The organism is Rosenbergiella australiborealis, from assembly GCF_018494035.1.
Taxonomy (GTDB): domain Bacteria; phylum Pseudomonadota; class Gammaproteobacteria; order Enterobacterales; family Enterobacteriaceae; genus Rosenbergiella; species Rosenbergiella australiborealis.
The window spans coordinates 293001-305273 of sequence record NZ_JABBFO010000002.1; the positions used below are offsets into that span (position 1 = coordinate 293001).

14 protein-coding genes are annotated in these 12273 nt (G+C 44.4%); 7 read left to right on the forward strand and 7 right to left on the reverse strand.

Annotated features, from left to right (window positions below; genetic code table 11):
• Positions 1-73: 73 nt before the first annotated feature.
• On the reverse strand, positions 74-997 hold the full coding sequence (locus HGT73_RS04010; protein WP_214212369.1) for an aminoimidazole riboside kinase: 924 nt from the start codon (positions 995-997) through the stop codon (positions 74-76).
• Between the two features lie 89 nt (positions 998-1086).
• Between HGT73_RS04010 and HGT73_RS04015 the strand changes: the two genes are divergently transcribed.
• Positions 1087-2319, forward strand: a complete 1233-nt coding sequence (locus HGT73_RS04015) for an amino acid permease (RefSeq protein ID WP_214212370.1) — start codon at positions 1087-1089, stop codon at positions 2317-2319.
• A gap of 36 nt (positions 2320-2355) precedes the next feature.
• Here HGT73_RS04015 and HGT73_RS04020 read toward each other — a convergent pair whose 3' ends face one another.
• Complete coding sequence (locus HGT73_RS04020; protein ID WP_214212371.1) at positions 2356-3876, reverse strand: aldehyde dehydrogenase family protein; 1521 nt, start codon at positions 3874-3876, stop codon at positions 2356-2358.
• Between the two features lie 213 nt (positions 3877-4089).
• On the opposite strand from HGT73_RS04020, the gene HGT73_RS04025 reads away from it, so the two are divergent.
• Positions 4090-4665 carry a class I SAM-dependent methyltransferase gene (locus HGT73_RS04025; RefSeq protein WP_214212372.1) on the forward strand — a complete coding sequence of 192 codons (576 nt, stop codon included), beginning with the start codon at positions 4090-4092 and terminating at the stop codon, positions 4663-4665.
• Positions 4666-4673: 8 nt separating this feature from the next.
• Here the strand turns inward: HGT73_RS04025 and HGT73_RS04030 are convergent, their stop codons facing one another.
• The 4 genes from HGT73_RS04030 to HGT73_RS04045 all read right to left on the reverse strand — a co-directional run bounded on the left by HGT73_RS04030 (position 4674) and on the right by HGT73_RS04045 (position 7770).
• Positions 4674-5840, reverse strand: coding sequence for a M20 metallopeptidase family protein (locus tag HGT73_RS04030; RefSeq protein ID WP_214212373.1), 1167 nt, complete (start codon positions 5838-5840; stop codon positions 4674-4676).
• 2 nt (positions 5841-5842) lie between these two features.
• Complete coding sequence (locus HGT73_RS04035) at positions 5843-6415, reverse strand: TorD/DmsD family molecular chaperone (RefSeq protein ID WP_214212374.1); 573 nt, start codon at positions 6413-6415, stop codon at positions 5843-5845.
• A gap of 311 nt (positions 6416-6726) precedes the next feature.
• On the reverse strand, positions 6727-6975 hold the full coding sequence (locus HGT73_RS04040) for a GlsB/YeaQ/YmgE family stress response membrane protein (protein WP_214212375.1): 249 nt from the start codon (positions 6973-6975) through the stop codon (positions 6727-6729).
• 141 nt (positions 6976-7116) lie between these two features.
• Positions 7117-7770 (reverse strand): transglycosylase SLT domain-containing protein, encoded by a 654-nt coding sequence (locus HGT73_RS04045; RefSeq protein WP_214212376.1) that lies wholly within the window; start codon positions 7768-7770, stop codon positions 7117-7119.
• Positions 7771-8018: 248 nt separating this feature from the next.
• Here HGT73_RS04045 and ldcA point away from each other — a divergent pair, with 248 nt between their 5' ends.
• The 5 genes from ldcA to HGT73_RS04070 all read left to right on the forward strand — a co-directional run bounded on the left by ldcA (position 8019) and on the right by HGT73_RS04070 (position 11331).
• Positions 8019-8945, forward strand: coding sequence for a muramoyltetrapeptide carboxypeptidase (gene ldcA / locus HGT73_RS04050; protein WP_214212377.1), 927 nt, complete (start codon positions 8019-8021; stop codon positions 8943-8945).
• A 33-nt stretch (positions 8946-8978) separates the two neighbouring features.
• Positions 8979-9329: a hypothetical protein gene (locus tag HGT73_RS04055; RefSeq protein ID WP_214212378.1), complete on the forward strand. Its 351-nt coding sequence runs from the start codon at positions 8979-8981 to the stop codon at positions 9327-9329.
• 104 nt (positions 9330-9433) lie between these two features.
• Positions 9434-9682 (forward strand): CsbD family protein, encoded by a 249-nt coding sequence (locus HGT73_RS04060; RefSeq protein ID WP_214212379.1) that lies wholly within the window; start codon positions 9434-9436, stop codon positions 9680-9682.
• A 283-nt stretch (positions 9683-9965) separates the two neighbouring features.
• On the forward strand, positions 9966-10880 hold the full coding sequence (locus HGT73_RS04065) for a DMT family transporter (protein ID WP_214212380.1): 915 nt from the start codon (positions 9966-9968) through the stop codon (positions 10878-10880).
• A gap of 268 nt (positions 10881-11148) precedes the next feature.
• Positions 11149-11331 (forward strand): hypothetical protein, encoded by a 183-nt coding sequence (locus HGT73_RS04070; protein ID WP_214212381.1) that lies wholly within the window; start codon positions 11149-11151, stop codon positions 11329-11331.
• 57 nt (positions 11332-11388) lie between these two features.
• Here HGT73_RS04070 and HGT73_RS04075 read toward each other — a convergent pair whose 3' ends face one another.
• Entirely contained in the window at positions 11389-12225 is an 837-nt protein-coding gene (locus HGT73_RS04075; protein WP_214212382.1) for an endonuclease, read from the reverse strand.
• Positions 12226-12273: the final 48 nt, after the last annotated feature.

Consider the following 12273-nt stretch of genomic DNA (forward strand, 5'->3'; position numbering starts at 1 on the left):
ACCCTATACTTTATGTGTATAGGGTAACTGTTTTCTGCATTAAACGCATCTTAATCAGATATTCTATGGGCTGTTAAAACTGTTTAGTAATCTCTGAGTAGTAAGGTAGCGCGGTCATCGCTCCCTTTGCCGTGGTAGCAAGCGCCCCACATACCTGTGCTAACGCAAGCACACTCTCAAGCTGAGACGACGATTGTGGAAAACCTCGGGTAGAGAGTCCATAAAGTAATCCTGCTACAAACGCATCCCCCGCTCCTGTTGTATCGACACTGACGACCGGTTTAGCCTCGTGATAACTTATTTCACCCTGATAGTAGGCTGTCACCCCTTCTTTACCGCGGGTGATGACCAACAGTTCCGGTTGATACGCCTCAACAATTGAGCGAATGCCCTGTTCTAACTGATAATCCCCACTGATAAACTGTAATTCATCTTCCGACAACTTAATCACATCGGCTAACGTCAAAGCGTCAGCCAACGTTTCACGCAACTGGTGTTCATTCGGCCAAAAATCTTCACGAATATTCGGATCAAAACAGACTTTTCCACCTGCACGGCGGATCCGTGCCATCGCTTCAAGCGTTGTTCCGCGACTCGGCTCTCGACTCAAAGCAATAGAACAACAATGCAGCCACTCTTCAGCTTGAAAACCAGGAAGATCTTGGTTCACCAGAAAAAGATCCGCACTGGGTCTGACCATAAAGGTGAATGATCGCTCGCCGTCATCATCCAACCCAACGACGACAGTAGAAGTCCGTTGTTCAGGATCAAAAAACATATAGTCGGTCGATACTTGCTCTTTTTTTAACGTATTCTGTAAAAATCTACCAAATGGATCTTCACCTACACGGCCGATGAAAGCACTATTGCCGCCTAAGCGTGCAATACCAACTGCGACGTTAGCTGGCGCACCTCCGGGGCATTGTAGTAAACGCCCTTCACCTTCTGGTAATAGATCGATGACTGCATCGCCTAATACCCATACTTTTTTACTCATAATAACTCCATCAATCGTTCTAACAGTGATCAAATTTATGTGATAGATTAGCGGCCTTTTTTAATTTAACCAGGATAATCAATTCATCGATGGCAAGATTTTGGTCAAAAGAAGCTGCGCTATGGGGTTTTGCACTCTACGGTACAGCGGTAGGCGCAGGAACCTTATTCCTTCCTATCCAACTCGGTTCTGCAGGGACAATTGTCCTTTTTATTACTGCGCTTGTGGCATGGCCACTGACCTATTGGCCGCATAAAGCCCTGAGTCAGTTTATTCTTGCGGCTCCCGCTAGCGGTGCCGCAGAGGGTATCACCCATGCAGTAAAATATTATTATGGAAAGCGAGTGGGTAACCTTATCACCTTTCTCTATTTTATTGCTTTCTTCGTAATCGTTTTAATTTATGCCGTAGCCATCACTAATTCACTGATTGAGCAGATTGCTACCCACTATCCGCTCACTCATCTCGCCCGCGTCGGTTTGAGTTTTTTAGTGGTCATGGTGCTTAACTTAATTTTCTTGATGGGACGTCAAACGACCCTACGTGTTATGGGCTTTCTGGTCTTTCCCATACTGGCATACTTTTTTTTCCTATCCTGTTATATGGTAAAAGATTGGCACCCAGAACGCCTAGCGCTAACGGGTCAGTTTTCGACATCGAGCTTTCACCAACTCTGGCTGTCATTGCCGGTGATGGTTTTTGCGTTCAGCCATACCCCGATTATTTCAACCTTCTCGGTGGCACAACGCGAGACGCATGGCGATGCCGCGATATCCAACGTTCAACGTATTATGCGTTGGGCTTATCTGGTCATTAGTCTTAGCGTGCTATTTTTTGTATTTAGCTGCTATTTATCGATCCCAACCGCCAATATTCAAGAAGCGAAAGATAAGGGATTGACCGTTCTCTCAGCGCTATCGATGAAACCGGACTCTCCTGCTTGGCTAGCCTTATCGGGCATCATCGTAGCAATCGTCGCGATGTCTAAATCATTTTTGGGTACTTATTTTGGGGTGATTGAAGGTGCAACAGAGCTCACTCGAAGCGTTTTAAAGCCATTCGGCGTATCGAGGAGTTATCGTTTTAATCGCACGGTATCGGTCTGTGTTGTTTCGTTGATTACTTTCGGTGTTTGTAGCGTTAATCCCAATGCTTTGTCGATGATTTATGCCATTAGTGGTCCATTAATCGCCATGATACTGTTTATTATGCCCACATTATCGACATGGTTAATTGCAGAATTAAAGCCCTATCGTAGTCTCGGCAACTTACTGACGTTAATTATCGGTGTGCTGTGTGTCTCTGTGATGTTTTTTCATTAATCCCTCAGGGCGGCTTTTAGCCGCCCTGGTTCAAGACTAAAAAAACCCTAATGGCTGAATGCCATAACTCACCAATAAATTTTTCGTTTGTTGGTAATGATCAAGCATCATTTTATGTGTTTCCCGGCCAATTCCTGATTGTTTATAGCCACCAAAAGCAGCGTGAGCGGGATAAAGATGATAGCAATTGGTCCATACACGTCCCGCTTGTATGGCTCGCCCAACACGGTAAGCTCGATTGGTGTCCCTAGTCCAAACCCCCGCCCCCAAGCCATAGATGGTGTCATTAGCGATAGCAATGGCTTCGGCCTCATCCTGAAACGTTGTAATGCCAATGACCGGTCCAAAAATCTCTTCTTGGAACACCCGCATTGAGTTATTACCTTTTAATAATGTCGGTTGAATATAAAACCCTGACCCAAGCTCATCCGAAAAGTTTTCGGCATGTCCTCCTGCTAAAACGTCGGCCCCTTCTTGTTTTGCAATCTCTAACCACGACAAAATTTTCTCATACTGTTGTTCGCTAGCCTGCGCACCAATCATCGTCTGCGTGTCGAGCGGGTGACCACGTTTAATTGCCTTCATACGCTCCATCACGACAGCCATAAAAGGTTCAAACATGGAGGCTTGCACTAAGGCACGAGAAGGGCAAGTACAGATCTCACCTTGATTTAAAAAACCCAGTACCAGTCCTTCAGCCGCTTTCTCGATGAAACTCTTTTCCGCTGTCATAATATCTTCAAAGAAGATATTCGGCGACTTACCGCCTAATTCAACCGTTGAGGGAATGATATTTTTTGCCGCTAATTCCAGAATATGACGACCTGTTGCCGTGGAACCGGTAAAGGCAATTTTAGCAATTCCTTTATGACTGGCCAGAGCCTCCCCGGCTTCATTACCAAAGCCATGTACAATATTTAATACGCCCTTAGGCAGAAGATCGCCGATCAGCTCAGCAAATAGTGTGATCGTCAAAGGTGTTTGTTCCGCTGGCTTCAACACGACACAATTACCCGCGGCAAGGGCCGGGGCCAGTTTCCATGCCGCCATCAGTAAGGGAAAATTCCACGGAATGATTTGCCCAACCACACCTAATGGTTCATGAAAATGATAACTGACGGTCGTTTCATCAATTTCCGCGCAGCTGCCTTCTTGTGCCCGAAGACAACCTGCAAAATAACGAAAATGATCAACGGCTAAAGGCAGATCAGCGGCTAACGTTTCACGTATTGGTTTGCCATTGTCCCAGGTTTCATTGACCGCAAATCGCTCCAAGGCCTGTTCTAATCGCTGTGCAATATTGAGTAAAATTTCTGAACGTTGCTGTACTGAATACCGACTCCATATAGGAAAGGCTTGCGCGGCAGCCTCCACTGCTAGATCAATATCTTGCTGATTTGAGCGGGGAAATTGACCAATCAACGATCCATCAATCGGCGAGGTATTTTTGAAATACTCGCCACTTTGAGGCGGTTTAAATTGCCCGTTAATATAATTGTGGTAAGTCTCTTGTAAGACTATTAACGAACCTGCTTCTCTTGGTGATGCATAGCGCATAAAACCCCCTAACAGATGTTAAACAACTGTTAAATTACCGCCAGTATCTGAAAATGTCACAAGAAAGAGGATGATTTTGTGAGATAGATAAGAAAATTAGTCGGCATACCGATACGGACTATTCCTATAAGTTTAGGGATTACGACCAAACTCTGAAACTTTCATCCTACACTTAAGACTAAGTGACTTAATAGGTCGCAATAGGAGGGTAAAATGCTCGCTTCAGCATTAAATATGGTCCGTTCAAAAGCAGGCTTTGTTCAACAATTTATCCGTAACCCACGCGCTATAGGCAGTATCACCCCTTCATCAGTGATGCTCTGTGAAACGATGGCAAAAAGCGCCGATTGGCAGACCATTTCCCGTGTAGCTGAATTGGGAGCGGGTGATGGCGTCCTGACTCGATTGCTGCTGCAATACCTTGATCCTCACGCATCACTGGATATCTTTGAGATCAATCCACGACTTGTACAGCAGTTACATGAAATACACGACCACAGGTTGGCAATCCATGCACATTCTGCGGAGCATCTCAATGGACGTTATGATGCGATCTTTTCAGGTCTACCGCTCCTTTCGCTACCTGCAAAGACACGTCACGCGATTTTAGAAAAAGTCCACCATACCCTGACACCCGGCGGTGTATTTATTCAGTTTCAATACACATCCCTGACTCAACCTGTACTTTCTCGCTACTTTATTTGGGAGAGACAACGTGTAATAAAAAATGTCCCACCCGCTTGGGTATATCGCTGTCGACATCATTGGTCGGATCAACCAACCCCTTAGTTTTTAGCTTACCGCTGATAGCTAAGGCGCGTTACCGCAATATTTATCCACCAGTCGATCCCTTGACCAATAACGCTGTCATCAAAATCATAGTGAGGATGATGGCACATCGGTTTTTCACCAATACCTAAAAAGCCATAGACACCGGGTGCATGTGCCAGGTAAAAGGCAAAATCTTCAGAAGGCCCTACAGGGCTATTCGCCAGATAACAGGATTCTATTCCTCGCCATTGTTGAAAGGCGGTAACTAGCTCACGGGCTAATTTATCGTCGTTGATCACGGAAGGACAGCCTGCAATATAGGTAATCTCACCCTTACCCCCATAGCCTTGGGTGACACTGTCTAACAGTTGTTGCATACGTTGTTTGACCTCAATACGTACTTGCGGATCATAAGTGCGTACGGTGCCACTGAGTATAACTTTATCAGGGATGATATTGTGGGAACTCCCCCCTTGGATCGAGCCGAAACTAATGGTTGCCGTCTGCAATGGGCTAATAGAACGGCTAATGATCGTCTGATAGTCAGCAATTAATCTTGCGGCCATCACAATAGGATCAACACAGCGTTCAGGCACCGCACCGTGACCGCCTTTCCCTTGTAAGGTGAGCGTGAAAATATCACTCGCAGTTAAGGTTGCCGCCTGATTGACTTCAATAACACCTCGCGCTCTCCCCGGCATATTGTGCAAGCCATAGATCTCGTCAAAGGGAAAACGGGTATATAACCCATCATCAAGCATCGCCTTAGCACCGAGTAAATTTTCTTCAGCACACTGGAAGATAAAGACTAAGGTACCTGAAAAATGTCGATGCTTAGCCAGTATTTTTGCGGCACCTAGTAACATCACAGTATGACCGTCATGCCCACAGCCATGAAATCGGCCAGCAAGATGTGAACAGTATTCTACCTCAGTCTGATCTCGGCCTTCTTGCATCGGTAACGCATCCATATCTGCCCGTAATGCAATCATCTTACCTGGACGGTTACCGTGAAGTACTGCCACAATCCCCGTTTGGCCAATGCCGGTATGGATCTCATCCATATTGCATCGTTGTAGATAGGACTCAACCGCTGCCGCTGTTACCACTTCTTCAAATGCAACTTCAGGGTGCTGATGCAAAGAACGTCGTAAAGCGACCAGTTCATCAATCAATTCAGGTTCGTAGTGCATGATTACGCCTCCTGTTCATCCTCAGTATCATCGACTTCAAGTAACTCTTCGGCCATCGCCTGTACAGCCCCGCGTGTTGTCATCGCCAACGCCCGATAAAAACCAGTTTGAGCATGGGCTTCCACTTTACCGAGGAATGCGCCACACCAAGGCAGTAAAAATTCTTCAAAAAGAGTCATAATTGCTTGATTTTCATCGTCTGCAGCATTGTCTTCTAACCATGAGGCAGCTAATAAAAGTCTTCCAAAGTGATCCGCAGGAGTCTCAGCAAGTGGCATACCGCGGGCAGTCAAAAAACTCGCGACATCCGCTTCCTCGGGTCCATTCGGCCATTCATGACCATAAGGCGTTACCGCAGGCGTCTCTGTCAAGAACAGTTGTTGGTAATCCTGATTGAGTGCCGCACGCTCATACGGACGTTGTAATTGAGCCAGTAACTCATCTTGCTCTAACGGCCAATGTTGATTTAATTTACCCTCTGCCAATAAGTTCCACAGGGGTTTGACGGTAAGATCGTCAGGTTGGCGATAAAAAAGAGTACCAAGGATGCGGCAGAGCAAGGAAAATTCATTCATAAGTTTGGGCCTAAGGTCGAAGTAATGACCGACAGTATACCATGAAGCCCTGCACTGTTGAGTTTCGGGTAGGAGCGATCGTGACGCCGTAGTCATTAGGCAACGACAATTAGCCTAAGTAGCAGGTTAGCGACGAGATGTAGGGGAAGAGTAACGCGAGCATTGCAATGAAATTCGCCACTGTCATAAAATTAAGACATAAAAAAATCCGTAATCCTTATTAAGGTTACGGATTTTTATCATACCATCGAAGAGTTATGCTAACCGCTCGATACTAACCACCGACGGTAGGTGTTGTCATTCGTCAGACATCAGCTCACAACTTTGCGATAAATCCACAGTACAACTATCGCACCGATTACTGCAACGACGAAACTTCCGAAGTTGAAGCCGTCAACACGACCATGACCGAAGAATGTGCTGATCCAGCCACCAACGACTGCACCCACAATACCTAAAATAACAGTGACGATAAAACCACCACCATCTCTGCCAGGCATAATCCATTTCGCAAGGATCCCTGCGATCAGACCAAAGATAATCCACGAAAGAATACCCATTTACTGCTCCTTATCTGACAAACATCAATTTATACATTCACAAAGTGATTAATGAATATTTTTAAACACTGTCAAAATAATTATAGGAGACAAATTACAACCTGGCGAATAAAAAATAAGAAATCGCTATAATTTAACGTGTTAACTGTCTTGATAAGCCTCCGTGACCTTACGCAAATAACGTGGCGCTTGGGCGGCTGGGTGTTCACGCTGAACATAACTGATGAATTGTTCAGGCGTCATCAGATTGATTTTAGCAATAGCCTGCTCACGGCTCGAGGAGAAAATACGCATTAGCGCGCCCGCTCCATTTGCATAAGAAACAATCGTGGCATAACGTAAAGTGACCGGGTTTTTGATGCCAGAAAGCTCGTTTTCTTGCAATAACTTCAAGTATGCGGTGCCAATCTGGATATTTTTAGCCGGATCTTTAAGTTCATGTCCGGTCGGTTGTCCTCGACGGCCAGTCGCTTGATACACGGCACGACCTGCGGTTGAGGCTTTGATTTGCATGAGCCCTATCGCATTAGAGTGGCTGACAACTTTAGGATTTCCACCAGATTCGACACTAATAATGGCGCTGACTAACTTCGGGTCAACGCCATAATGACTGGCGGCATCTTGGGTATAGTGGGACCAATGATTATTGGTAGCAACTTTACCCGGTGTAGGGATATCTTGTGGATCAAGTAAAAATTTAGAACTTTGAATATCAGGTTTTTCAGTGCTCGGGGCTGGATGCTGTGAACAGGCTGACAGCGCGAGAACCGTCAACAGCAAAAGTTTGCTTTTCACGTCATGGAGTTCCTACATAATGAATTGCGAGCTATCTTACTCAGCAGTAAAATTTAGAAAATGGCTCTTTGTCTTAAAGTGACTGAATTAGCCTCATTAATCAGATATTTTCCTGATTGACCGATTTTTTAGCATAAAAAATTGAAAGATCCTAATTATGATTCCCCATCATCAAATATTTTATGGCAGGTCTTGCCTTCGCCCCGCTCCTCACTCATCATAAAATTTTGCCAAGATGAAGATCCCCCATGCTTAAATCTCTTTCAATACGCTTAGTTGCTCCATCCGGCTATTGCCAACATCAAGATGCGGCAACACGGGCCATAATGCGGCTAAGCCAACAACATCGATTGGAAAATACCGAGATCATTCAGCGTCGAGAACAACGGTTTGCAGGTTCGGATACCGAACGTCTGAATGATATTAATCAGCTCGTGGAATTGGTCTCTTTACCCGATATTATCTTGGCAGTCAGGGGGGGCTACGGCGTCAGTCGGCTGCTCGACCAGATTAACTATGCAGGATTACAGTCAACGTTTAATGGCCAACCAACGATTTTTTGCGGTCATAGCGATTTTACAGCATTACAACTAGCCTTATTGTCACAGAGCGAATTAATTACGTTTAGCGGCCCTATGTTAGCGGGTAATTTCGGGGCAGAGACACTCTCATCATTTACTGAAAACCATTTTTGGCAACTCCTCAAGCAACAACACTATACGATAAACTGGCAAGATACCCAGGTTATGAATGGCTGTTGGCAGGGCCAGCTGTGGGGAGGTAATCTTGCAATGATTTGTTCACTAATTGGTACACCGTGGTTGCCTAAGGTCACTGATGGAATTTTAGTGATTGAAGATATCAATGAAAGTGCTTTTCGTGTCGAACGAATGCTACTGCAACTGTATCACGCAGGGATTTTAGGGCAGCAGAAAGCCGTTATTACGGGAAGTTTTAGTCATAGCTCTCCCAATGCGTATGATCAAGGCTATCAATTAGCGACGGTCTGGGAATATATGCAGCATAAAACAGGCGTGCCATTTATTAATCATTTAGACTATGGACATGAGCCAGATACGGTAACGTTACCGATTGGCGCTCAAGCCACACTCATAGCGCAAGAAAAGCAACGACAATTACAACTATCTGGCTATCCTTCATTATGTAATAACTAATATCGTCACTACGACTCATCACGGAGAGGAAAAATGCGAGGCGTTATTCACCTAGTTGCAGTGTCACTCTTCTTAACCGGATGTAGCCATAAGCCTTACGGTCGGCTCTGCCCTGGTGAAGTCTCAACCCTCAATGGCAAGGTAACCGGCCATTCCTCTGCTTGGGTCTTTGATGAAATTCAGCACTTCTCGGTGACCCATAAAAGTAATACGGTCAACAGTGGCTATTTAAAAAGTGCCGATCCCTCTCTTTATGTTCCCAGTGCAACAACCGCAGAAGGGTTTATGGCTCAGCGTCTTTCGCCAGATCGCTTTAGATTAATTGATGCTGAGCAAAATGAAATGGTGACATGGAATTGCCCAACGCATGCTGTTACACCCTAATAGTTATACATTTTCTTAAGAAAAATCTGTATTCACTACACAGTACTAATTCTTTGCTATAGTTAAATCGTTAACAATAAATCAGCTTACCAAGGAGCATTACAATGGTTAATAAAATTCAAGATAAAGTGGAAGAGTATGCAGGTGCAGCACAAGAAGCTTATGGCGATGCAACTGACCAAAGTGAGCACTCTGTACGCGGTGCAGCACGCAAGTACGGCTCACAAGCAAGCTACGCGGTAAAGGATGCTGCTGATACGATCAAACAACAAGTTTCTGATAAACCCTACGCAGGTTTAGCGGTTGCAGCAGCAATCGGTGTAGCATTTGGTTATCTGCTCGGTAGAAAATAGCCGCCCTCTTTTTCTAAAAGCACCCTAGGGTGCTTTTTTTATGTTTATCATCCTAAATAGTGTTGCAATTCGTGCTACCTAACGTTATTTTTATCGTATCGAATACTTGATAAAAACAATCAGGTATTTATATAACTTACTCACATTGCTCTAGTTATCTTGCCCGCTTTATGCGGGCTTTTTTTTTATTCTGCGCCTTGTTCTTTCCCGTACCGCAAGAATCAATCTGTTTATGATATAGTCCGCGGCCGTTTAGTCTTTCACACATTTTAATAGGAGTATTATGGACGTCAGAAAACAACTCGATGGTGCAGCGGTAATCGCAATGCTATTGATTTGTCTAGTATGGAGTTCTCAGCAAGTTATCTTGAAAGAAACTTCCAGTAATTTCTCCCCACTACTATTATTAGCCTTCCGTTCCGGTATTGCCGCATTGATGTTAGCCGTACTTATGGGGATTCAGCGTCAGCGTTTTCCCATCGCAAACGGTATGTGGTTAGTGGGGGGGTTAGTGGGTCTGCTTTTTTCGCTGGAATATTTTTTCGTTTCTGAAGCGGTCAAATACACAACAGCCGGACATGTGGTGGTATTCCTGTACACTTCCCCGATTTTTGCGGCTGTCGGCTTAAATTTTGCCATTAAAGATGAACGGTTATCAGGGCTACAATGGGTCGGTATTATTTTTTCTTTTATTGGGATCTGCGTGTCGTTTTCGGGTGGATTTGCTGACACCACTATGTTGAAAGGTGATTTTTTTGCACTGCTGTCAGGGTTAATGTGGGGTGCAACCACCGTCGTAATCCGTAGTACTCGCGTCAATCAAATGGCCTCTCGATCCATTTTACTGTATCAACTGATTGTGTCGTTTATTTTCTTACTGATCGCTAGTTGGTTAAGTGATAACACGCTCTTTGAGCCCTCATTTAAAAATATTGCTGCGCTCACCTTTCAATCCGTAGTGATCTGTTTTGTGAGTTTCTTAGCATGGTTTTCGCTATTGAAAAAATATATTGCATCACAGCTAGGGGTACTCACTTTTATGACGCCATTATTTGGTGTCATCCTCGGTGCATGGTTACTCCATGAGACGATTCAAAATAGCTTCGTTTGGGGAGCTAACTTAGTCGTTATTGGCATTATTTTAGTCACTGTAAAGAGTGGTGGTATCAGAATTTTTAGGCGTCGCCGTCCGTTATAATCACTAAATCATACAGATACTGCGGGAGGTCATTTGACCTCCCCTCTTCTGAATATTCCCCCACGTACTGCCTTAATATCCTTTTCTCCTCAGCGAAAATAAAAAAATATTCAATTTTTGTAAAAATTAGCGGTGTAACAGGATTGTCACACTATAGTTGTTATATGGACTTAAGAATTAAGTGGCCAATCAGAAGGAATCTGGTGATATGTGAGCGCCATCAAATATTATCTAGAGTCTGGTGCAGTGAAATCTGAGGAGAAGACGAATGTTTACATTAACAAAAAACGAATTTGAATCGATTAATCCCGACTACCGTGGTGTATGGCAGAAAGAGTGTGACGAACTGCCTAAATGGCCACAAATACGAGAGCAATATGTAGGTAAGCGAACGATTTTACGACAAGGCGCATTGTTGATTGAAGATATGCACTTCTCCATCATGACTTGACGTACTGACGCTATCTATATAGGTAAATGGGCTCTGCCATTTACCTATTTTTTATCGCTACTCGAGAGTAATAACGTCTATTTTCTCATTAAAAAGCGCCCTACAAAGTATGCGATAACTGTCACCGTCAAAGCTATTTTCAGTCGCAGCGGGGGGCAACGTAGTTAAGTTATTGACGGTGTTGATATAGCGCCAATGATCGATAATGTGATAATCATTAAATCCTTCTCGCTGTTCGTGAATAGCGACTCTTCCTGGGTAAGGCCACATTTTTATCTGCCATGTCGCTAACGCATCCTTGGCACGGCTATGATGCGTGACGATGCTCTCCTTACCTTGACAGACTCCACGGCATTTTCCCAACATGGATCGAAAGCAGCCTTGCCCACGCCGTTGCGCCTCAATACCCAATGTTGCTAAACAGAGCTGATGTTCATCGGCCAAATTACGAATAAACTCCATCGCAGCTCGCTTGTTACGGTATAAACCATACAACTCAGGGGTTAGTGCAAAGTTTTTTTCTCGAGAACTGACAATATCAATCTTTGTTTCATCCCAGTGTAAGGAGAAAAGCGCACGTTGTTTACGTAGCTGTTTATTATGTAATGGGATCAATTGCTTAATTAATGTTGCTTCCAGCAATTGTGCACCGATATCGCCGGCTGTTTCGGTAAATGTAATCTTATCCGTTTGACGCAGTAATCTTGCTTCATTAACCGTGCGAAGATGGGAGAATACTCGCGAACGTATATTGACACTTTTACCGATATAAAGAGGAACTTTGCTCTCTGCCGCCCAAAAAAAATAGACACCGGGTGCTTGTGGCAGGTGATCAAGGGTCTCTCGTAGACGTTGTGGGTAACGATAAAGTTCACTATCAGTGTCACGTGCCATAAGATTCTCTTTATTTACTCTTTCATCTAAGTGTAGCAAAGCGAACTC